18 protein-coding genes are annotated in these 23,755 nt (G+C 48.3%); 12 read left to right on the top strand and 6 right to left on the bottom strand.

Annotated features, from left to right (window positions below):
- Positions 1-93 precede the first annotated feature (93 nt).
- Both PGL02S_RS00880 and PGL02S_RS00885 read left to right on the top strand, forming a co-directional pair.
- Positions 94-1,344 (top strand): multidrug effflux MFS transporter, encoded by a 1,251-nt coding sequence (locus PGL02S_RS00880; protein ID WP_036639176.1) that lies wholly within the window; start codon positions 94-96, stop codon positions 1,342-1,344.
- A gap of 183 nt (positions 1,345-1,527) precedes the next feature.
- Positions 1,528-2,451 carry a VanW family protein gene (locus PGL02S_RS00885; RefSeq protein WP_036639174.1) on the top strand — a complete coding sequence of 308 codons (924 nt, stop codon included), beginning with the start codon at positions 1,528-1,530 and terminating at the stop codon, positions 2,449-2,451.
- Here PGL02S_RS00885 and PGL02S_RS00890 read toward each other — a convergent pair.
- Both PGL02S_RS00890 and PGL02S_RS00895 read right to left on the bottom strand, forming a co-directional pair.
- The gene (locus PGL02S_RS00890; RefSeq protein ID WP_159063516.1) at positions 2,438-3,049 is read right to left on the bottom strand and encodes a styrene monooxygenase/indole monooxygenase family protein; all 612 of its coding nucleotides are present in this window, start codon (positions 3,047-3,049) and stop codon (positions 2,438-2,440) included. The genes PGL02S_RS00885 and PGL02S_RS00890 overlap by 14 nt on opposite strands.
- A gap of 308 nt (positions 3,050-3,357) precedes the next feature.
- Entirely contained in the window at positions 3,358-4,557 is a 1,200-nt protein-coding gene (locus PGL02S_RS00895; protein WP_036639171.1) for a cytochrome P450 family protein, read from the bottom strand.
- A 476-nt stretch (positions 4,558-5,033) separates the two neighbouring features.
- On the opposite strand from PGL02S_RS00895, the gene PGL02S_RS29070 reads away from it, so the two are divergent.
- The 8 genes from PGL02S_RS29070 (at position 5,034) to PGL02S_RS28000 (ending at position 13,107) form a co-directional block, all read left to right on the top strand.
- Positions 5,034-5,222 (top strand): hypothetical protein, encoded by a 189-nt coding sequence (locus PGL02S_RS29070; RefSeq protein ID WP_164762846.1) that lies wholly within the window; start codon positions 5,034-5,036, stop codon positions 5,220-5,222.
- A gap of 210 nt (positions 5,223-5,432) precedes the next feature.
- On the top strand, positions 5,433-6,062 hold the full coding sequence (locus tag PGL02S_RS00905; RefSeq protein WP_006210712.1) for a C40 family peptidase: 630 nt from the start codon (positions 5,433-5,435) through the stop codon (positions 6,060-6,062).
- Positions 6,063-6,111: 49 nt separating this feature from the next.
- Complete coding sequence (locus tag PGL02S_RS00910; RefSeq protein WP_051449165.1) at positions 6,112-9,204, top strand: ATP-binding protein; 3,093 nt, start codon at positions 6,112-6,114, stop codon at positions 9,202-9,204.
- Between the two features lie 6 nt (positions 9,205-9,210).
- Positions 9,211-9,861 (top strand): response regulator transcription factor, encoded by a 651-nt coding sequence (locus tag PGL02S_RS00915; protein ID WP_006210710.1) that lies wholly within the window; start codon positions 9,211-9,213, stop codon positions 9,859-9,861.
- A 416-nt stretch (positions 9,862-10,277) separates the two neighbouring features.
- Positions 10,278-10,760 carry an RrF2 family transcriptional regulator gene (locus tag PGL02S_RS00920; RefSeq protein WP_036639169.1) on the top strand — a complete coding sequence of 161 codons (483 nt, stop codon included), beginning with the start codon at positions 10,278-10,280 and terminating at the stop codon, positions 10,758-10,760.
- Positions 10,761-10,783: 23 nt separating this feature from the next.
- Complete coding sequence (locus PGL02S_RS00925; protein ID WP_036639168.1) at positions 10,784-11,782, top strand: LLM class flavin-dependent oxidoreductase; 999 nt, start codon at positions 10,784-10,786, stop codon at positions 11,780-11,782.
- A 155-nt stretch (positions 11,783-11,937) separates the two neighbouring features.
- A complete protein-coding gene (locus tag PGL02S_RS00930) occupies positions 11,938-12,696 on the top strand; it encodes a DUF4184 family protein (protein WP_244892270.1) in 759 nt (252 codons plus the stop codon).
- Positions 12,697-12,930: 234 nt separating this feature from the next.
- Positions 12,931-13,107, top strand: coding sequence for a hypothetical protein (locus tag PGL02S_RS28000; RefSeq protein WP_164481455.1), 177 nt, complete (start codon positions 12,931-12,933; stop codon positions 13,105-13,107).
- Positions 13,108-13,423: 316 nt separating this feature from the next.
- Here PGL02S_RS28000 and PGL02S_RS00935 read toward each other — a convergent pair whose 3' ends face one another.
- The 4 genes from PGL02S_RS00935 to PGL02S_RS00950 all read right to left on the bottom strand — a co-directional run bounded on the left by PGL02S_RS00935 (position 13,424) and on the right by PGL02S_RS00950 (position 19,898).
- Positions 13,424-14,551, bottom strand: a complete 1,128-nt coding sequence (locus PGL02S_RS00935; protein ID WP_235187344.1) for a Ger(x)C family spore germination protein — start codon at positions 14,549-14,551, stop codon at positions 13,424-13,426.
- A 34-nt stretch (positions 14,552-14,585) separates the two neighbouring features.
- Positions 14,586-16,142, bottom strand: a complete 1,557-nt coding sequence (locus PGL02S_RS00940; RefSeq protein WP_036639165.1) for a spore germination protein — start codon at positions 16,140-16,142, stop codon at positions 14,586-14,588.
- Positions 16,129-17,232: a GerAB/ArcD/ProY family transporter gene (locus PGL02S_RS00945; protein ID WP_036639163.1), complete on the bottom strand. Its 1,104-nt coding sequence runs from the start codon at positions 17,230-17,232 to the stop codon at positions 16,129-16,131. The genes PGL02S_RS00940 and PGL02S_RS00945 overlap by 14 nt, the downstream gene beginning before the upstream one ends.
- A gap of 611 nt (positions 17,233-17,843) precedes the next feature.
- On the bottom strand, positions 17,844-19,898 hold the full coding sequence (locus PGL02S_RS00950; protein ID WP_036639161.1) for a GxGYxYP domain-containing protein: 2,055 nt from the start codon (positions 19,896-19,898) through the stop codon (positions 17,844-17,846).
- A gap of 312 nt (positions 19,899-20,210) precedes the next feature.
- Between PGL02S_RS00950 and PGL02S_RS00955 the strand changes: the two genes are divergently transcribed.
- On the top strand, positions 20,211-21,356 hold the full coding sequence (locus PGL02S_RS00955; RefSeq protein WP_036639158.1) for a GntR family transcriptional regulator: 1,146 nt from the start codon (positions 20,211-20,213) through the stop codon (positions 21,354-21,356).
- 165 nt (positions 21,357-21,521) lie between these two features.
- The gene (locus PGL02S_RS00960) at positions 21,522-23,741 is read left to right on the top strand and encodes a hypothetical protein (protein ID WP_036639156.1); all 2,220 of its coding nucleotides are present in this window, start codon (positions 21,522-21,524) and stop codon (positions 23,739-23,741) included.
- Positions 23,742-23,755: the final 14 nt, after the last annotated feature.

Here is a 23,755-nt window from a genome sequence, read left to right on the forward strand (position 1 = left end):
TGATAGGATAGTTATTTAGCAGTCGGATGTTTTAGAGAAGAGATTAATCATGATATGCATCGTTGTGTTGCAGGAAAGGAAGTAACCGTTCGTATGTCGATTTCCACCAATGAAGCCAGCTCTACGATGGTACTAACGCGCAGAAAGAGGCTTCAGTTTGCTCTGATTCTCGGATCACTTTCAGCATTTGGGCCATTATCTGTTGATATGTATTTACCGGCGCTTCCCAAGCTGTCAGAAAGTTTGGGTTCACCTGCCTCATTAGCTCAGCTCAGCCTGACGGCATTCTTGCTCGGACTTGCACTCGGACAATTGGTAGCCGGACCGTTAAGTGACATAAGGGGGAGGAAAGGGCCGCTGATCGTCTCACTGATTATTTATTCGGTGACCTCCTTGCTCTGTGCATTTGCGCCTAGCATATGGGTCCTGGTTGCACTTCGTTTCATACAGGGAGCAAGCGGAGCGGCGGGCATTGTTATCTCCAGAGCAGTCGTCCGGGATTTATACACCGGTTCCGAGCTGACCAAATTCTTCACTTTGCTGATGTTAATCAATGGTTTGGCACCGATTATTGCGCCTGTGTTCGGAGCATTTATCCTTAACTTTGTTTCATGGCGCGGGGTTTTTGTTGTATTGTTCCTGATCGGTGTGTTGATGCTGCTTGCTGTCCTCTTCGGTCTTCCCGAGACGCTGAACCGGGAGAAAAGAGCAACCGGTGGCATTAAGCAGACATTTCGCACATTCGGTACACTGATCCAGGACCGTGTATTCGTTGGCTATGCGCTATCTCAAGCGTTTGTATCCGCCGCAATGTTTGCTTATATCTCGGGATCTCCGTTCGTTCTGCAGGATATATTCGGTGTTTCCCCTCAGATGTACAGTCTGTTTTTTGCCGTGAATGGAATTGGTATTGTTTTGTTCTCGCAGATAACAGGCAGATTGGCTTCTCGCACCGGTGAAACGAAACTGTTAATGACAGGACTTGTGATTGCCGCATTTGGAGGGACCTCGTTATTCGTCATCACATGGCTTGGCGGAGGATTATTATTCATTGCACCGATGCTGTTCCTGATTGTATCGGCCGTCGGTATGGTAAGTGCTACGACAACATCGCTCGCGATGCAGAAGCAGGAAGCCCGTATAGCGGGAAGCGCCTCGGCACTGCTTGGTTTGCTGCCCTTGTTGTTAGGTGCAGCGGCCAGTCCCCTGGTGGGACTGGGTGACGGCACAACGGCGGCACCGATGGGAACGGTAATCGGCATTGCAGAATTGCTGGCGATCAGTTCGTTTTTATTCCTGGTCATGCCGCTCACCCGCCGCAAAGACACTCACGTTGCACTATAAGTACCTTGTGTAGAAACCCGACCTTTCATGGTGCGGGTTTCTTTTTGCATTTTATAAGGCTTTGCATGAATTGTCTGTTAAGCAATCATAATACCATAGAGAAGAAATATACGGAGTAGTAGACCGAGCAAGCACGGACAGAGGATAACCTAAAGAAAAAGCGGGTGAACTGGTTTGAGATGGATGTCGGTTGTAAGCCTATTGTTCTTACTCTTGCAAGAGAATGAACCGGATAACAACAATTTAACGATTATGCAAGAAGGAAAAGTCATGACCAGTGTAAGTCGTAGCGAACACGCGCTTGACGTGTTCCCGCTGCTGGACATGGATAAATACGAGCAGTGGGTGGATATGCTTGATCGGAAAACATATCTTGAAGCACAGAATGCCCGCATTGGCAGCAGCGGACAGATTGTTCCCGGACAGAACGGTCATCGGCTGAACCGTCGTAAGCTGCTGGAGCAATACTATGCTTATATGTACGGCACCGGCTCTGCTTCCATCGAGGCTCCATGGTACCCGACCTATCCCAAGGTGGACACGGAGCTTCTTGCGGCAATCCGGGTTAAACCCATCGGTTACTATGTCACTTATTTTAATTCCAGTAATAAAAATCGTTCCCACAATATTGCATTAGCTTCAAAAGCGATTGATAGTGCCGTCGTATTTCCGGGCGAAACCTTTTCCTTCAATGAGGTTGTGGGCATGCGAACGATAGACAGAGGTTATAAGCGTGCAGGCGTTATTGTAAGAGGTGAACTGTCAGAGGGAGTGGGGGGAGGAATCTGTCAGGTATCCTCCACACTGTTCAATGCCATCGACCGGGCTGGATTGCAAATCGTCAAGCGGTACTCCCACAGCCGTAATGTTCCCTATGTGCTTCCGGGGCGGGATGCGACGGTCAGCTGGGGCGGACCTGACTTTGTGTTTGAGAATGCATATAACCAGCCTATTCTAATTCGGGCCTACGGTAGTGGCGGAAGAATGACGGTATCCATATTTTCCTCTGAGCTCATTGAATACAAGCCGCGTAATGTGCCTAGCATATCGAATCGATTGCCGGAGGAAACAAAAGACAGCTTGCACAATCCTGTCAGCGGGGATTAATGGAATTGCCCAAGAAAGCTTCCCTTGCCTTGATGGGGTCTTCGAACCAGACCGCGATTTCATCAGCCGTCTGTTGGTCAGCGGCGGCCTTCATGAGTAGTCCTGCAATATGCTCGGGAAGCGGCTGTGTCATTGCGTTGGTCCATTCCGTAACCGCAACGATATAGGCCTTTACCCGGTTCCAATAAGCTGCGCTAACAGCTTCATCCCATGCGGCTTCCTTGTTTGTTAAAAGGGTTTCATAGATTTGCTCAGCCGCATAGGATGCCGTATTACAGCCATGACCTGTAATCGGATCAGTCAAAAAGACACTGTCGCCGCATCCCAAAATAAGGGTGTGATTCTCCATGACATAAGGGCGGTGAATGATCGAAGTGATCGCTGTCTGAAGATAAGCCTGTTCATCAAGGAGCCCAAATGAAGCAGGAGTGATACGAGCAGCGATTTCAGGAAAATATTCCTCGACCTCGACAGTGATGTGCATACGTTCTTCGAACGCTTCGGAAGTTTTAATCTCCTTGAATGTGTCCAATATCCCATCTGGAACAGCTTCAATAAACAAAATCGTGGCACGACCGGAATCGGTGACGGCCGGGATTTCAAATCCTGAGAAGTTACACGACCGGGTACAAAGGTCACGCCTTGCTGCTCAAGATCCTTCATCGCGCTGGAAAAGCGTAAACGTTGATCGGTTGATGTCGCAGAGCCAGCCAGTTGTCTCGTAAATAACCGCTGCTGACCTATACATTAGTTTACATAATATTTATTATGGTATATATGTGAAATGCACTTAAATTAGTTGTGGAAATCGATACGGGTATCCCGTGTTGTTTTCTATAAGTAAGAGGCGAATCCCGTTTAGCGGATTCGCCTCTTGTTATTTGAAGACTATGATTCCAGGATTGCTCATGATTCAGGGTGGAGGGCCAGCGGTATTTCTTCCACGCCCCGGACGATCATGCCAGGTCTCCATCTAAGTTCATCCACACCAGCCTGAAGCTCAAAATGAGGATAGCGTCGGAGCAGCGTGTTGATTGCAATTTCGCCTTCAAGTCTGGCTAGCGGCGCCCCCAGGCATAGATGTATCCCTTTGCCAAAAGCTAAATGCTGGCTCTTCTCCCGCGTAATATTAAAGAGATCGGGATGTTCAAATGGACCGGCATCACGGTTTGCGGAGTTCAGGGAAACCACGACCAAATCGCCTTTTTTCATCTGAACACCATGAAACTCCATATCCTCCGCGGCCCAGCGGGAGGTGCTGAATTCAACCGGACCGTTATAACGAAGCATTTCTTCAATAGCGCCATGAATGAGTTCGGGTTGTTCCTGCAGCAGCTTGCGCTGCTCCGGATATTCAAGCAGCGCAAGCACGCCATTGCCGATCAAGTTAACCGTAGTTTCATGGCCGGCAATAATCATAAGTGTAACTACGCCATACAGCTCCTGTTCAGATAAACGATCCCCTTGATCCTCGGCCATGACCAGCTGACTGATCATATCATCGCCCGGATTCTCGCGAACCTTGGCAAACCAATCCTTCAAATAGGCGATAAATTCATGCATATGCTGAATGACCTCTTCGCTTGTTTCCCGATTCGAAGCACCGATGATGGAGTTGGACCATATCCGGAACTTGTCCTGATCCTCTGTAGGTACACCAAGGATTTCGCTGATCACGATAATAGGAAGCTTAAAGGCATACTCATCAATGAGATTCATCGTATCTTTGGTAGAGGCTTCATGCAGAAGGGTATCGGCAATGTCTTGTATATGGCTCCGCATATCAGCAATTCTCTGGGGAGTGAAGCCTTTCTGCACCAGTCCGCGGAGGCGTTTGTGATCCGGCGGATCGGCGAACAGCATGTTGGTGCTGAATACACTGGTATGTTCTGCTCCGTAAGCTTTGGTAATGTCTTTTATAAACCGGCCATCCTTCAGCGCGGCAACCGCCTCATCGTAACGGGTGATCAGCCATCCATAGCGACCATCAGGAAACTTCAGATTCAGAATCGGTTCGCTTTGTCTTAACTTCTCGTAAACGGGATAGGGGTTTTGGGTGAATTCCTCAGTAAACAACGCATTTTTCAGAGATTCGTTCGCACTCATACATTAGGTTCTCCTCTCGAAAATGTTAGCTTCTTATCCAGTATAAGGGATGGGGAAGGTCATAACCAAATTTCACATTTAGTCTATCACTTTGTAATAATTGTCATTTCCATCGAATGAAATCAACATCTCTTTTCACCTTTTGCGAATATCGCTGGTCCGCAGCTTCCATTAATCTGTGATAGAGCACAAAAAAGCTCAATCTGGTGCTTGCCAGCGAGGATTATCTTGATGTGATCTTGGGTCTGAACATTTCGCCTGCGCAGCAGATGATCTACGCTACGTGAACGGGCCGACACGCCGGTATCGCATTATCCAACTATTCCATGCCTGCTAATTTGTCAGGAGGGCAGAGATGACTTTGAAGCAAAAGTTGAGCGGATTAAACGCCATGTGGATACGGTTCGCAGGTTAGGAATCAAGCACATGCGTCATGATGTGACGGCATTCACGCATTCACGCTACCTCCAGAGAAGATGGGCATCGATTATCTGGAACCCCACCTGAATAGATTGGGGAAGGATGCCGGCAGATCGCCGATTATGCGGCCCAATTCGATAACGAGTATGGGAGGAAGTCTAGCAGCAGAGGCTCGCGAATCAGCGAATCGTAAGGCGAATGTGACCGTGACTATATACATGAAGCAGGCCTGCCACGAAGTATAATCCTGGCTGGCCTTTTTGTGCAGATTCACTGATGAATCGACTGCTGCCCAATACGAAGTGAAATCTACCTGTATCTAGTAAAAATGGATGCTGAAATGGACAAATAGGATGCGAGAGACCAATATCAGTGATTGACAATTTATGGGTTGCGTTTAGTATTAAACTGAAGGATAAATTTTATGGTGATCATCACCAGCCAAGGGGGATAATATGAACCAAACCACTGTGCCTTATAACGAGATTGAGCCGCAGCTGCAGACCGGAGATATTCTGCTCGCTCACGGTGTAGCCAAGGGAAGTTTGCGCATTGAAGAGCTGGAGCACTGCCCATGGTCACATGTTGCGATGGTCGTACGTGCGCCGAACGATGAAGTGCTCTTATGGGAATCCACATCGCTCGATAATCTGGAGGATTCATGGTTACATGTCAAAAAGTCAGGTCCTCAGATTGTGAAGCTTCGGGATCGATTGTCAACGGATGTTAGTAACCATTATGATACGATGTTTGCGATCCGTCATCTGCATGCTGATCGAACACCTGAAATGTATGAGCAGCTGGATCATTTTATCGAGCAGGTGCATGATGCCGTGTTTCCGGATAAAAAACAGATGTATTGGGAAATCATCGAAGGCAAGTTTGGCATTACATCTTCCTTCCGCGACTTTTTTTGCAGTAAACTGGTGGCGGAAACTTATATCCAATTAAAACTGCTATCCTCAGCTAAGGCACCTAACAGTTACGAACCCAAAGATTTTACGTCGAAGCGACATCTTTCTCTGCTGGGAAATGCTCGATTAAGCGATGAAATTTACATTGATGCAGCGTCAATTCTCACATGAAATGGCGTAGACACGCGGCGGCACTCATTTTTTTTACCTGATCCTGTCTGTGGATTGCCATTCGAAGGTTGCGGCAGCCGAGTCCTCCACTTCGGTGAAGGACGGTGAGTTACAGCTTGCAGAATGGAATTTTGCCACAGATGGGAGTTTGGAGCTGAACGGGAAGTGGGCATTTTATTGGAATCAGCTGCTAGAGCCTGCTGACCTGAAACAGGGAACGATTCCTTCGGTCAGCGCCTACGTGAATGTCCCCGATTATTGGACGAACTATACCTTAAATGGAATGAAACTTCCAGCCGACGGATATGCAACGTTTCGTTTGAGGATTAATGGACTTGATTCAGAACAGTCCATTGCACTCAAGCTGCGTAATACATATTCCTCTTACAACTTGTGGGTGAACGACACCCTGGCAGCTTCGGCCGGAAAACCAGGATCAACGCCTGATTCCACCGTTCCGAAGTACGGTGCATCTTTAGTCGTACCCGTGCAGCCCGACTTGGATGGACGATTAACACTGCTGATACAGGTTGCCAATTTTACGTATCCCAAGGGAGGAATTAATAACGCCTTTGAGCTTGGAGATGCCAAGCAACTGCAACTGGAGAAGTCAAAGGAGCTTGTACGAGACAGTCTTGTCATCGGCTCCCTGCTGGTTATCGCCGTTTATCATATAATCCTTTACATGTTGAGGCGCAACGACGTCACTCCGCTCTACTTCGGGTTGTTCTGTATTTGCATTGCAGTTCGAACGATGCTGGTTGGCTCGAGATTTGTACTGGAAGTATTCCCAGCGTTCTCATGGGAATGGTTTGCCAAAGCATCGTATTTAACGATTTACGTCGGCGAGTTTTTTTTGATCTCATATATCTATCACTTGTTTCCTCAATTTCTGTCCCGCAAGGTATGGCGTTTGACGCAGTTATTCACGATGGGCTTAACTGTGCTGGTGCTTACAACCCGTATTCGGGTGTATGATTATTCACTGATCCCGTTTCAGATTTATTCCATAGGGCTTGTCCTGTATGCCGTCTATGCATCCATTCGGCTAGCAAGACAAAGACAAGAAGGGGCTGTCCTTCTCATACTCGGGTTCAGTCTCATCTTCCTGACAGCGGTTAATGATACCTTAAATCGCAATGGAGTCCTGGCCACACCAGCTTTGCTGCAATTCGGCGTACTCGGGTTTGTCTTTTTGCAGGCATTATTGTTGTCCATGAAATTTTCCCGGGCATTTTCCCAGGTGGAGCGTTTATCGGAGCGATTGTTAACGCTGGACAAGCTGAAGGATGAATTCCTGGCAAAAACTTCGCATGAGCTGCGTACTCCGCTCCATGGCATTATCGGTTTAGCGGATGCATTGATTGATGGGAGCTCCGGCAAGCTGCCATCCCCCGTTGTCGATCTGTTGCGGCTAATGAAGGTTAGCGGTCAGCGGCTTGCGCATTTGGTAAACGATATACTGGATTTCTCAAAGCTAAAGCATCAGGAGATTGGCTTGGTCATCGTGACGGTTAACTTGCGTCTGTCCGTAGAGCTGACCCTTCAAGTGCTGAACCCATTGGCCCAGAAGAAAGGGCTCCTATTATCTCACCAATTGCCGGACGATATCTACGTGATGGCAGACGAGAATAGGCTGCAGCAAATATTGCATAATTTAATCGGCAATGCGATTGCATACACGGAAAATGGAACCGTTACTGTCACGGCGAGGAGAATGTATGGACAGGTATCGGTTCAGATAAGCGATACCGGAATCGGGATCGCAGAAGCAGATCAGGTCCGCATCTTTGAATCCTTCGAGCAGGTTGATCCCTTGCATCGATCGCAGCAAGGCGGTACCGGGATTGGACTCTCCATTACTAAGAAGTTAATCGAGCTGCATGATGGCAGCATTGGAGTAACGTCCAGACTTGGTGAAGGATCAACGTTCAGCTTTACACTTCCCTTGGCTGGTGAGGGAAAACCGAAGGAATCTCCTCTACCCGTTACAGACTATATCCAGACCGAGTCATTCCCCCATTGGGAGATCGTTCAGACCGAGAGGGAGCCAGCGAACTCTAACATGCAGCTGCCCTCCGTGCTTATCGTGGATGACGATCCGATTAATGTCCAGGTGCTCTTGCAGTTCCTGGGCGGAAAGTATTCACACAGGTCGACATGCAGCGGTCAAGAGGCCTTGGAGTGGATCGAGAATGGATATAAACCGGATATCGCGCTGCTGGATGTTATGATGCCGTATGTATCCGGACTTCAGCTAGGAGAAGAAATACGCAAGCATTACAACTCGGGGGAATTGCCTATCTTGTTCCTCAGTGCAAAAAGTCAAATGACGGATCTCGTTGCCGGTTTCGAACACGGCGGCAATGATTATCTTGCCAAGCCCGTTGCCAAGCAAGAGCTGTTGGCCCGTCTGGAGCTGCATCTCCAACTGGCACGCTGGAATGCAACGCTGGAACGCGAAGTGGAGGCAAGAACCATAGAGCTTGAGCATTCTTTGGAAGAACGGGCCAGGGCTATGTCGAAGGTTTCCGTTCTGGCAGAGCGGAATCGGATTGCTGGAGATATCCACGATCACGTGGGGCATATTCTTACAGCCAGCGTTGTTCAGCTGGAGGCCGGTTTGAAAATGTCTGCCCATAACGCACCGGAATCAACAGAGAAACTGAAGCATGCATCGGACCTGCTCCGCAGAGGACTTCATGAAATGCGGAAATCCGTGCATATGCTTGCCGAGGAGGAGGCTGCCTCGGCAACGTTCCGGAACTCCTTGCTGCAGATTATCAATGACTCCCAGCAATATGCGGAAGTTACAGTGGAGCACAAAATTGAAGTTTCGGACGGCAGCCTCGAGCCAGAGGCTGAGAAGCTGATCCGCCATGCCCTGCAGGAGGGGATCACCAACGGAATACGTCACGGGCAGTGTACAATCTTCCGGTTTGAATTAATAGAGACCGAAGAATCCATTCGGTTTACACTCGAGAATAATGGACTTCCCTTCGAATCCGAACGGCTTGGATTCGGTTTGACTATGATGCGCCAAACTACCCGGCGAAGGGGCGGTACCTTCCAGGTCAGCACGAAGGATGGAGCAGGCTGTATGCTAGTACTCACCATGCCCCGATCCACGCTTAAGGAGTGATCAGATATGTCAAGCATAACCATACTTATTGTAGAGGATCAAACCATTGTTCGTGAGGGCCTGGAGACGATTATCAATCTGGAGCCCGACATGGATGTTGTTGCCACCACGGACAATGGACAGACCGCCTGCGAGCTGGTGGAGCAGCTGCGCCCTCAGCTTGTGTTAATGGACATCGAAATGCCGGTTATGAACGGAATTGCGGCGACACGCCAGATTAAGCAGTCACATCCGGAAACCATCGTGCTGATCCTCACGACGTTCACAGAAGAGGATTTCATTATAGAGTGTCTTGCCAATGGAGCATCGGGATATTTACTTAAGGACTTCTCTTCCAACAAAATTATTACTTCGATCCAAGAGGCGGTCCGCGGCGAGATGATGCTCCCCTCGAAGGTGGCGGCAAAATTGGCAGCCCGGTTAAGAACAACCGGAGCTCCTCAGTTTCCGGCACAACATTATAATCTGACACCACGAGAGTTACAGATTGCAAAGCTGATGACGGAATATAAGAATAATCGGGAAATCGCCGATATGTTATATATCACGGAAGGAACGGTTCGGAACTACATTAGCGTCATCTATGAGAAAATCGGCATGAATGATCGGACCAAGGCCATTCCACTGCTTAAACATGCTCTTAGAGATTTTGATTGACATTTTTTTGATCTTCAAGAACACCGCTTTCTATGGAAAGTGGTGTTTTTTTGTCATGCGTATCTACGAGTATAGGGTTTGATCATCGTTTGGAACAGTTACTCCTGTCATATAAAAGTCATATAAGGATCATACAAATGTCATGCCTTTTGTCATGTAATGGTCATACCAATTGGCCCCCTCATTACTTATAGTAGTTATGCGAGGGAAATACGTTGAAACTGAACAAGATGGCGTTTGTAACGCCATCTTGTTCTTTGTTTCTATCAGAATTCATTGCATTTGAGCTCAGTGAGGTTTTACTTTCGGGGCAAACTGATATAATATATAACGTGGATAATGATTATCCGTTTTAAGCATGAATTGAGAAACTGCAATTTGAGTCATGCTACTTACCTAAAATCGAGGTGCTGTTCATGCATATGAAAACAGGGGTGGAACAGTCGATGTATGCTCTGGTCCTGCTCAACATGCTGCCCGACAAAGCAGTGCTGCCTGGAGAAGCGATTAGCCAACAGCTTGGAGCATCGGCAACCTATTTTCAAAAACTGTTAAGAAAGCTGGTCACAGCCGACATTATTACGTCTGTGCCTGGCATTAAAGGTGGCTTCAGGTTAAAGAAGAAGCCTGAAGATATTCGTGTATACGATGTTTACCTCGCGGTGGAAGGACAGCAGTCGCTGTATTCATCCCACGGAATTCTGGTGGACATGCTGGATTTGGAAAAGGAAGAAAGCTGCTGCCTGTTAACGAATTTGATGGAAGAAGCTGAATCCTCCTGGAAAGCTGTATTGAAGCGGGAGACCATTGCTTCGCTGTCGGAGGAGATGTGTGGTGAACGCTTTAAGGACAAAGTGGCAGCTTTGGAGGAATGGATTAACAACAAAATGGTCGTCTAACCGAAGAAGGGGATGGAATTTGCATGAGATTAAGCGTATTGGATCAGGCCCCCGTGACAAGTGGCAATACAGCGGAGGGTGCCTTGAATAAAGCAGAAGAACTGGCTGTCTTGGCCGATGAACTGGGATACAGCCGAATGTGGATGGCAGAGCACCATGGCGGTAATACCTTTGCCAGTTCAGCACCGGAAGTAACGGCAGCCCGGCTGGCCGCCAGAACGAATCGTATTCGAATCGGCACCGGCGGCGTGATGATGATGCATTATTCTCCGCTCAAGCTGGCGGAAGTGTTTAAAACGCTAAGTGCTTTTTCCCCGGGCAGAATTGATTTCGGCGTCGGACGGGCTCCCGGCGGCGATACAAGTGCCATGTATGCACTGTCTGAAGGGCGCCAGTTAATGCTGCACAACATGTATGACAAACTCGGTATTACGATGCAGCTGCTTCAAGACCAGATTCCGGAAGATGAGCTGTATGCGAAGAATCTCGCGGCTCCAACAGATGTAGCACTCCCGGAGGTGTGGCTGCTCGGCTCCAGCGGCAATAGTGCACTCAAAGCTGCGCAGATGGGAGTGGGGTATTCCTTCGCGCAATTCTTCAACGGTGCGATGAGTAATGAGATATTGGACCATTACCGGGATCACTACCAGCCTTCTGTTTTCATGGACAAGCCGGAGATTAATGTATCCTATATGGTGACTACAGCTGAAACGAAGGAAGAAGCCGAGTATGAGGCGCTACCGCAGGATATCTTTCGCCTGATGATGAGTAAAGGCAGAATTACTCAAGTGCTGACACCCGAGCAGGCTCAAGAGGTATCCTTAACGGAAATCGACCGGATGGCCATCGCAGAAGGGCGCAAGATCCATCTGGTTGGGGCGGTTAAAGACATCGCCGTACGCCTGCAGGAAGAACAAGCCCAGTACGGATTCCAGGAAGCGATGATATGCAGCATTCCCCATTCGCAGGAGAAACGGCTTGAGGTATATCGGCTGCTGGCTCGCGAACTGCTGGGCTCGTGATAGATTCCATCAAATCAAACGCCAAGTCCTCGACTGAAGAGACTTGGCGTTTTTTTCATGCATTTGTGTTGTAGGAACAGGTTGGAAGCAGATGCAGGAGAGCAACTTTGTTTGCGTGTGGAGCGTTAAAGATAAGGAACGCATTCGCTTAAATTATGAAGAAGTTAGGAGAAGCCATGCCTTTTACATTTGCTCATCCTGTCATTACCATGCCCTGGTGGAGGAAAAAATCACTGCCAGTGTCTGCTCTCGTAATCGGCTGCATGGCACCGGATTTCGAGTATTTTATCCGGTTTCGAGCGGCTTCGGTATGGAGCCACGAGGGCTTAGGCGTTATTTTGTTCAATCTGCCCATGATCGTGCTGCTTTACCTGTTGTTTGAATGTGTCATAAGACCGGTTCTACACGTGTATTTACCTTCATGGTTCCCATATCGCTGGAGTAGGGAAGGGAAGCTGCCCATATCATTAAAAGGCTGGCTCCTCGTTCTCGTCATGGGAATGACAGGTGTTGCCACACATTTGCTGTGGGATCAGTTTACGCACAAGGGAGCATGGCTCGTCAATCATATTCCCTTGCTTACACAAACATTTCAAATGGGATCTATACATATCCCGGTGTATAAGCTGTGCCAGCATGGCAGCACCCTCCTCGGTTTGGGTCTGATCGTATGGTGGATTCATCGCCATTTGTACGTGATGCCTGAGAAAAGGAAATATCAGCATCCGATTTTACCATTTTGGTGTGTGGGGGCAGCAATCTTTATCGTCATAATGGTTATGGCGATGATTACGGTGGTGGATGGAGATGGCTTGGCATTTATATTGCAGTTAGTCGTACCGGCGATCAGCAGTTTCTTGCTGGCCTTGCTTATGACATGTCTTGTTTTTTGGAGTAGAGCTAGACAGAATTAATAGAATTAGCAAATAACTGCAGGGAGCCCTTTCTGTCCATAACGCCTCAGGACGGTGAAGGGAAATGGAGCCGCTACAGTCTGTACTTGGCTGGCGATGGGTGTAATCAGATCAAAATACCGGAGCTGTGCATGGACTCATGTCACGAAAACTATAAAAGCGTAGTTTGCCTAACAACATTTTCATATTGGAATCATAATTTATGGTAAGGCAGGGAAGTGGGAGGTATGTAGTATGGGCCAAGGAACGCAGGGCAAAAATCAAAAAAACCAGCAAGCAACTTCGAATACGGCTACACTTAAACAATTAGCATTTATTGCGGCACTTCTAGTGCTAATCGCCGCAGGCATAGGCCTTTATATAGCATATGATGACTTGACCTCGGAAGAAAACGTGGAAATTATCATATAACAGCGAAATCAGGAATTATCTGAAACTATCAAAAACTTGCGATACACATATATGATCTGATCTGTGACCCTTATCTCTAACTCCTCACGAGCCATAAATGGATCCTCACAAATAGCTGGAAATGGTGATGAAGATGGAGCAAGGCCGCGCATATTGGAACAGCATACGGCCAGTCGTCTTGCATACAAGCATGGCTGTATTTAGCAATATTCAGAAAGGGACCTTTCCTCATTGTTTCATGCAAAAAGCCAGCCTGTTCTGCGTCGATGCTGAATATGGCTGGCTTTTTTTGTTTTGCTGTAAAACTCAGGCGACCCTAATCCCGACGCGGCAGCAGTTTCATGCCGACATGGTCCAAATGAATATCAACTTGAACGACAGCCAATGAGTCCTCATCTATAATGAGAGGCGAGGTTTGTTTCAGTTTTTTCCACAGAGCCGGTTCTCGTTTAAACAGAATGTGCTCAAGGCTATAAATGTCAGTTTTCGCTTTCAGCCCATTTCTGAAGGTATCGATGATCTCTTGTCTTACAATCTTTGCGGCTTCCCGTTCATAGTCGCTCTTGGTGAAATCGACAAGCGCTTCAACGACGTTTCCGTTTAATTTAACATGGAGTTCGTATTTAGGCTCCCCGTTTACGATCTTTAACTCCTTGCGAATCTTGGGCGATTGAAGAACCACGACTCCAGCATAGTCTTCATCTTTCATGATCAGAACGGGTGAACGTTTCGTGTTTGCCTGTACCCAGCGTAATCCGTTAAGCTTATCGTTGGTCAAGATCGCACTCATGGTGTCCTTGACGATGGTAAATACACCGTCAACACGTAATTTGGGATTAGGTTTTCTGTCCTTCGCCCAGGTTTTCTGGTCCACGGTGAGGTTTGGAAGCAAGGCCGTGTAGGCAGGCTCGGTCATAAGAGCCAAAAAATCGAAGTACCGAAGGGGAACGATAAACGATTTCTGTTTATACTCCTCCAGTGGTTCATGGGACAAGGTGCTTAAGGGGGAGAGATTGAAAAACGCCGGCGCCGCCAGGAGATCTTCAATGGATTCCCTTGTTCCGAACACCCAGGGCGTCAGGCGGACTTCCTGATACCGGGCGATGGTATCGAGTTGAGAAATGATCTGGGTTTTCAGTACTTTTTCACTGATAATGATACTGGAAATGTGGCTCCAGATGGTCCGCTGCTGAGCGGTATCGTACAGTTGATTTATGGCCATATCCAAGGTTTTGCCTCGGGAGGTGGAGGTCCAAACTTGTGCCGGTTTCCCGGAGTTTCCGGTCTCTGTTTTGGCAACGGACGTGAAATCCGCCATCTGGGTATACACAACGAAATGCCCATCCTCATAATCGATGCCAATGGCCGTAATATAATTCAAGTCCTGAATTTCTTTGATGTCCCAGCAACCGGAGAGGACGTTTAACGTTAGGAGGACCAACATGATTTTTACTAAGAACCGGAGGCAGATTGTCATCTCATGATCCATCCCCTTCTTTGGAGGTACCATCTATCGGATTAAGCATTTCCGGTCTCCTCCTGCTAAAAAACCAAGGCTTCTTAAGAACGGCGCTTACCACATCCTTCGGCGTTAACGGCGACAAGGGGGCAAGATACGGAAGGCCAAAGGATTCCAATACGGATAGATAAGCGATGATGCTCATCATCCCCATGAAAAAACCGAGCATCCCGAGAAAAGAGGACCATGCAAGCACGTACAGTCGAATGACGCTAACGGTTCCACTCAGCGTCTGATTGACCAAGGTAAACGTAGCGACGGCAGTCGTGGCTGAAACGACAAGCATCGTAGGCGATGTAAGACCCGCCCGTATTGCAGCGTCACCGATAATCAACCCTCCAAGAACGGCAATTGTCTGTCCGACCGCCTTGGGGAGGCGGATTCCCGCTTCCCGGAACAGCTCGAACATGCCCAGCATAATCAAAATTTCCATAGGGCCAGAGAAGGGGAGGCCAAATCTGGAATTGGTTACCGTAGCAAGCAGCGGGAAAGGGAGCTGGTCCATGTTAAAACTGGTCAATGCGATCCAAAAACCAGGCAGGAATATGGCGATGAGCAGACCGAATAACCGAAGCAACCGTTCGAATGTGACAAAATAAAACGGGAAATACGAATCTTCGGGGGATTTTAACAGCTCAATGAGATTACACGGACCGATGATGGCCATCGGCGACCCGTCAACCAAAAAAACAAATCGCCCGCGAAGCAAGCATTCAACCACGAAATCGGGTCTTCCGATATAATCAACGAGCGGAAACAGGGACAGTGATGACTTACAGATGCCTTCCTCCAACTGACCGCTGGTGACCAGAGCATCGACTTTAAGTTCATCCAGGCGTTTCTTGGCTTCCTGGATAAACTCCGGACGCACAATATCGGAAATATAAAGGAGCGATACTTTGGTTTGACTGCGGACTCCGACGACTGACTGCTCATGATGCAGCGAGGCGGTGCGCAGCCTTTTGCGGATGAGTGCCACATTGGTGCTAATATCTTCGGTAAACCCGTCTCGAGCACCCTTGATGGCGACCTCAGTGTTGGACTCCTCCGGCTGTCTCTTCGGCATCTTGGCAATGTCGATGGAGTAAAAACATTGATGGGTTGAAAAGAACAGAATCAGACGTCCCGCAAACAATTGCTTCATCACTTCGACATGCTGCTCCACCCGGTTCCATTCCATCGACGTATCCAGCATGTTGGAAAGCTCATCCCATTCCGATGAGTCCCCCAGCTTATGCTCCAGATTCGGGAGAACATACTGCGTAAGTACCATCGAATTGATCATTCCTTCGCAATAGAGGAGGAGAACAGGAACCGCCCCTTTGTCCTTACCGGGGTATGAGGTGATGATGACATCGGCGGAAGAGGAAAACATGGCACGCAAAGATTCTTCATTCAATGATTCCAGATCAGCTTTTTCCTCATCTGCTGTCGCATCTGGGGCTGATTTCACTTCATCTCCGCTTGCTTTAGACTGACGCTGGAGCATTCGATTTCGGATTTTATGGTGCTTCATGTTTTCTGCCCCCCTTGTTCTTAGCTTTGATTAAAACAGCGACAGCAATGACTAGCGTTAAAGATGCAACAAAACAGAGGAAAGCCAGCGAATATTTTCCCAGAACGAATAATTCGATCTGTCTGTCAATTGTAGAATTCAGAGTCAGTATGGAGAGGGTTACCCCGAGCGCTAACAACGTCCAAGCCCGGTGTTTTGGCTTCTTGAGATCCATGCCGTCGGTGATAATGAACAGAAACAGGGAGATTCGGATGAGTGTACCCGAGATCCACTGATACAATGCCAAAAAGTCGACATGCGTTATATATTTCGTGATCGTTACGAGCATCCACTGATCGTATGCTGGGTAGCGTGCCTGCATGGCAGGAGTGGGTCCGAATGTGGCGATCGCTCCCATTAACGGGCCGAGTGTTAATCCACCTAACAGCAGTGACAGTAACACGATATAAAAATAATTCATCCGGCGTTTCATGTGATGCTGAAAGAAAATAAGGACAATCATCTCCATAAAACCGCCTGCGGCGATGACCATGCTGTTCAGCATGGGAGTATAACCCTCGACAAACAGCGGTGTTAACAAGGAATAGTCTTTGTACTCCAGATTGGATACAGCCACAAAATGTCCCAATAACCATACGACGGGCAGCAGAATTCCGGATATGATGGCTATCGAACGAATTCCGTTATAGGTCACATATACGCATAACAGCACAATGACCAACGAAACAACCGTTTTGGGAGTTTGAGGCAAGTACGTGACCCTGATCCACGTTGTGGTTTCTCTTAATATGACCATCGCCATCACAAAAAAGTAGAAACTTGAGATGGTAATGAATATCCGGCCAACCGTCTTTCCAAAATGCTCTTGAAACCAGGCAAATATGGATTGGTTGTGGGTTCGCTTCATGATGAAGTAGAGAATATACACCCAGCCGATGTGAAGAATCATGGTCACAATCGTGCCCATCCACGCATCACGGCTTGCGGCTTGCAACAGCAGCGGAATCAAGATGACATGGTTGGTAATCCCTAAGGAAAGCAGCATGATAAAGAAAACGTCGATGATGGATATCTTTTTGCTAGTGGGCATTATACTAGTCTCCATGTGTGGGAATACATGCTAATTCAATACAGTGAGTATTTACCATTTGCTGAAATTTATGTACGCAGGCTGGAGGAGTATTCTTATCCCATCCGTTATGTGAGCCAATACGAACCAGTATCTGCTCTGCTGGCTCAGTGAGTATGACGGATGGTTCATTTCTGAGCAACGACATGCCTTATGTCGAATGTGTGTGGTTTTTGCGATTACCCAAGAAATAATTATTGGAATCATGGGCTACAACCTGGCTGGGCAAAAAAAGAAACAGGCACGCTTGCATCGCGCCTGTACATTGAGCATCTCAAACCAGGTCACAGTTCCATCAGAAAGGGCACTGAATGGATGGAATCAAACTATAAGGAGGACATTACATCAATAGTTAATGTAATTAACTATTACAATTAATGTGATTAATTATTTATATTTAACGTGATTAATTAACTGTAATTAATGATATTAAATATATCTCCGAAAATGCCGTTGCCATCATGTTTGGCAGGTGTTTATCGTAATAAGCACCATGTACAAAAGGCGTCGCAACCCGATTTCTCAGGTTAGGACGCCTCTATGAATTTTCCTGAGTGCTAGTAAGCCACCAACTACTTGGCAGCCGGTAAGTTGTAGCTTTCTCGTATTAAGGAGAAATAATGATCGGCACGGACCACTTTGAAATCCGTTCCGAGCTGCTCGGTAAGCGCCAGTGCATCGGAAGGGGTCATGCTCCATGCGAGCAAGCCGAAGGAAATAAACAGCGGCGATTTACCGTCCCAATTCGCTTTCGCTTCTTGAAGGACCTTTAATCCGTCTTGCGCGGTGCTAATGCCGCGAATCGTAGAGACGGGCATGCTCCCGCCAAGGATTTCTATCCCATAGTTGTCTTCATAGCTAATGAAAAGTCCGGGCGCCTTATAATCCTTCTCGTAAGCGGATGCTTTAAACGGGGTGAGCGGGATGTTCTGACTGTCAACCCGATTCAGCACGTAAGGGATCGTCATTCCTGTCTTTTTCAAATATTGTTCTGTCTGCTGCAGGAATGGTCGGAAGCTTGCATCAGGCCAGGGACCCGGATAGAAGTAGCCGGCACCGGAAGGTCCTGCAATCAGCAGATCGTTCTCGGTTGCCGTGTTCAGATAATAATTCAATATCGCAGGGGCACCCTCGTAGAGCAGCGGGCTGGAAGTCCAGTTAATCGGAACTTTGCCTCTGGCCGGATCATCCCACATCACGCGCATGCGATGCTGATTATACTGAAAATTATCGCCTTCGGTAAAGGTATAGGTCACATAGATTTTGTTCTCAAGGGCGGGCCGGGGAGGCGTTTTCGCCAATTTGAAATTCGGCTTGGTTCCCGAGAAAACAGTCAGATTGCTGAACCAATCCGCCGCCAGAACATAAACGCCATAACGGGACGCAATCTCGACCGAGCTGAACTCGCCTTCTACATCATTGCTGAACCAGCCGAGATAAGGGGTACCCGGTTTGACATCAGACATGATTTTCTCGAAGAGCGCTTTCTGCTCAGGCACGTTGGAATCCAGCCAGAATACCATTGCTTTATTGGCGACAGCGTAATCTCTTAAATACGCATAAGGTTCACGCTGCTCGGCGGAGGGTGGCTGAATATTCCCGGCTGAAACCTTGTACTGGTTCCACATATCCACTTCGGCGGTCAAGCTCTTCGTTCCGGCAGGAGGGGAGAATTTATATACAAAATAATTGCCGTTGTCGGCGAAGCGGTGACCGCCTTGACCTTCGGCAAATTTGGAATTCTGTCTGTCATAGAGATAGGCTTCTTCTTCCGGGGTTCCTGCAATGAAGTGCGCAATCTCTGTGCCGTCAGCTTTGACCGTTACTTCGTGTACCGCAGGCCCCCAACCATCCTGGGTGAAGGCATCATCAAAGCGAAGATAAACTGCTGATGTTCCCAGGAGAGAGGACAGGTCGAGTGAATACGTATTCCGATTGCTTGCATCCCGAACCTGCTCCTTCTCCTCGGCAATCGTAACAAATGATTCAGGAAGACCTGGAGGAATGCGAATGGCTGTATCCGGATCAAGTCCGATTAACATCTGATGTGTCGTCTGCTTCCACAGGTTCTCATACTGCCAGGTGTAAGCGTCAATTCGATTATCGAATTGACCTCGCAGATCATCAAGGATCTTCAATTTATACGGAGCTTTCGACAATTTGACGGCCAGCTCCGGGCTGGCAACCACGGCATTCTTCAGTCCTGCGAGCGTGGTAGCGACATTAATCGTATCAGGTACCTCAGGATCATATACAATCATGCCTTTGGCTTCGCTGCGATAAGCAGAGAACACTTCCCAATAATCTGGATGAAGCGTGTAAGGCACGTCCATATCCTCAAGCCAGGTCCATTTGCCTTCTTCCTGGGATTCAATCAGATAGATTCGGGGTTGTTCCCTGTTAACGATTCCCTGCAAGGTCCCTAGCAGCAATTTGACATCACCTGGCGCATCATAAATATCGGCAACGTCCAGATGCTTCGGCTTCTTGAAACTTGGCAGTTCGCGTTTTGTGGAGCCGTCAGGTTTAGCGGATTGTACATCCGCTTCGGAAGCGAAGGCTGCGCCAGCGGTTAAGGAAAAAGCGCAGAGGAAGGCTAAACAGAGAAGCGTGAATCTACGAGCCATGGCGAATTCACTCCTTGTTATGGTTCAAAATTGGAGCGTGTGTATCTGCAACATCTGTCCTCCTTTTGCGGCCGGTTGGCCATGAACACATCGCATCACAACACATATTAAATATATACAAATATAACTTTTCAAGGGATTCGACAAAACTTCCTACCGTTCTTGGGAATCAGTCATTTATAAAAAAGAGGATGATAACGGGGTTGTGACGTTTCTAAATGCGGATATGCTCACGCTTGTTTATTGCGCTTGTATGTGTAAGGATATATTATATATTTCAAATATTATGAATGAATTGGTGATGTGATTAGAATGAGTGCAAATGATCGTATTCCACTGTATCAACAAATCCAGGACTATATCAGACACGTTATAGCATCAGAAAATATGAAGCCCGGTGATCGCATACCGACAGAGAAGGAACTGATGGATCAGTTCCATGTCAGTAAAATCACGGTGGCGAATGCCTTAACGGGATTAGCGAATGAAAAATTGATTGCCCGCGTACCGGGGAAAGGCAGTTTTGTAGCGGAAGAAGCGGATATTCCGCCGGCGACATCAACGGCCGCGGTTGCGATTAAGGGGAGGGAAGGAACAACAACCGGATTGGTTGGCGTGATTATGCCGACCATCCATGATTATTTTGCCATCAGGCTCATTGATGGCATTGAGCAAGCTCTGAATGAGAAAGGCTATCGCAGCATGATCATGTTGACCGACGGGAAGCTTGATAAGGAAAAGAACGCCATTAAAGAACTGAAAGCGCTGGGCGCAGAAGGACTGCTTATCTTCCCGGTTGATGAGGAGAATTATAACGAAGAGATACTCGGCATGAAGTTATCCGGTTTTCCGTTTATACTCATGGACCGGTATTTGCCCGGAGTCGAGACACATTATATTGCGGCCGATGGAAGAATCGGCACAAGGCTCGCGGTTGAGCATCTGTGGGAGCTTGGTCACCGGGATATTGCCATCTGCTCGGATTCTCCGCTTCAAACCGTCACGGTACAGGAGCGGATCGAAGGGTATATGGACGGATTGAAAGACAAGGGCGCGCTGATCAATCCGGCTCATATGATTACGGACTTCAAGCCGCTCAGCGTGCTGAAGGATGCGGAAGCCCACCCCTTATACCGCTATATCCGAAACAGAATGGTGACGGCATACATATCGCTTAACGGAAGATTGGGTGTGCAGATCTATCAGATGGCGAAGCAAGCGGGACTACGCGTACCGGAAGATGTATCGATTGTAAGCTTCGATGACCCCACTTCCATCGTGGAGGAATTCAGCATCTTTACACATGTTAAGCAATTCGAGCGGGATATGGGATACCGGGCGGCCAGCAAGCTGCTGGACATATTGCGTGACCAAGGAGAAATGAAGAGTTACAGCAAAGTGTTGATCGAACCCGAACTGGTGATACGTCAAACCTCGGGGACCGTTCCCAAAACCTGATATGCTCGAAGAAGAACAGCCTTTTCCGTATAAAAGCGGAGAAGGCTTTTTTCATGCTGATATAAAAAACATATTGAATATATTAATATTATATATTATATTCTAGAAAATGATGGATAATCATACACGCAACCCATATCCAACACGAGCAGGGAGGCTAAGCATGTGACAAGAGATCGAAAGGAAGAACGGACCGGATTTCAGGAATCGGCTGCGTATCATCCCGATTATGATCTGCAGACCGACTTTGTGATGGTCTACGGGATTGATGATACGATGCCGGAACGTATTCAGACATGGAAGGAAAAAGGATACGTCGTCCATCTGATGACAGGAGTCGCTTGGGGAACATACAACAGCTACCTGGATGGCGAGGTTGATGGCCGTTCGCATTGGGATGAAGCCCAAATGGACCGTCACGGGGAGATGATCCTTCACGGCGATCAGCCGGTTATTCCTTACATGGTGCCCACCATTTCCTTCGGCCGCTATATAGCAGATCGAATACGCATTGCCGTTGATGCCGGCGTGGAGGCCATCCATCTGGAGGAGCCTGAATTCTGGGTGAACGGGGGATATTCAGAGGCTTTCAAACGGGAGTGGCAGTTGTATTACAAAGAACCGTGGATTCCACCTCACGCATCGCCTGATGCACAATATCGAGCTTCGAAATTGAAAGCGTATTTATATACCCGCGTTCTGGACCGCTTATGTGCCGAGATGAAGGATTATGCGTTAAGACGCTACGGCCGCGTGCTTCGGTTCTATGTCCCGACCCATAGCCTGATCAATTACACGCAGTGGCGAATTGTCAGTCCGCAATCCGGGCTCCTTGAGCTTCCATCCATCGACGGCTATATCGCCCAAATCTGGACGGGTACATCGAGGACCTCCAATGTGTATGAAGGGGTGCGCAAGGAACGCACTTTTGAAACCGCTTACCTTGAATACGGCGTCATGCAGGAGCTGGTGCGGGGAACGGACCGGCGCATGTGGTTCTTGCATGATCCGATCGAAGATAATCCGAATCACACCTGGACGGATTACAAACAGAACTATTTAAAGACCGTTGTTGCCTCGCTTCTGCATCCGGGTGTCGCCCATTACGAAGTCTCACCTTGGCCGCGAAGAATCTTTAAAGGAACTTATCCATCTGATCATGGCTCTGGCAAGGAGCATATCCCGGCTGACTATGCAACAACGCTGCTGCAGGTCATGCACACGCTCGGCAATATGGATCAGGATGTGATGGAAACAGAAGGCGATTCGTTACAAGTGGGTGTTCTGATCGCAGACTCTGCAATGTTTCAGCGGATGAAGCCCGACCCGAAAGCACCCGAAGCCGGTAAATACGATGGCACGGATCCTGAGGGGTTCCAGGAGAATGGCGATACGGAGCTGCTGGATTTCTCCCCTTTTTACGGTCTTGCGCTGCCGCTGCTGAAACACGGAATTCCGGTTCGTCCGCTCCAGCTCGATAATGTGAGGCGGTATCCGGGTTACCTGGCATCCTATCGCGCGCTTGTGCTGAGTTATGAATTCATCAAGCCGGAGTATCCGGACATTCATTATGCACTTGCGCAGTGGGTGCACGATGGCGGGGCGTTAATCTACGTCGGCGATGACAGTGACCCTTATCACGGCATTCGTGGATGGTGGAACCATAACGGCAAGGACAGCAAAGTGGGAGATAACGAAACGACGTACATCTCCCCTCGAGCGCATTTGTTTGAACAGCTTGGCCTTGAGGGGATGGGAGAGGGCGTTCATCGGATAGGAAAAGGAGCGGTTTGCTGGCTGGATGAGCATCCGGAAAGCTTCTCCCTATCCAAGACAGGGGCTGACCGCCTGCGCCAGTCCGTGAAAGAAACACTTCAGACCCTTCACGGGCCAGATCTCCAATGGCATCCGAAGCCGTATTTTAAGATCAAACGCGGGCCTTACATTATCGCCTCTGCGCTGGATGAATCGGTCAACGATGAACGGCTGGTCATTCCAGGCCCGGTTGTTGACTTGTTTGACTCGAAACTGCCTGTTCTGCGCCAGGTGGCTTTGAATGCCGGAGAACAAGCACTGCTCTATGATGTTGAAGCCGGACGTCCACCAGTTGGGGAAGTATCCGTCATGGCTGCTTCCTCCCGCATTGAAGGTCTGTCCAAATCCGCCGCAGGATTCCGATTTGTAGCAAAAGGTCCGGCCAACATGCAAGCAACAGCGCGGCTGTATTGTCCGGCCGAACCGATATCCGCCCACTATGTGGTCCAAGATCAAGCGATACCTGCGATCTGGGAGTGGGATCCAGAGTCGATGACGGTGCATCTTCGATACGAGCATGGGAACGAGAACAATGCAGAGCTTCATGTCAATTGGGCTCCTAACTCCTGATCCTGCAACAGATT

This window comes from Paenibacillus glucanolyticus NBRC 15330, assembly GCF_004000885.1.
GTDB lineage: Bacteria > Bacillota > Bacilli > Paenibacillales > Paenibacillaceae > Paenibacillus_AQ > Paenibacillus_AQ glucanolyticus.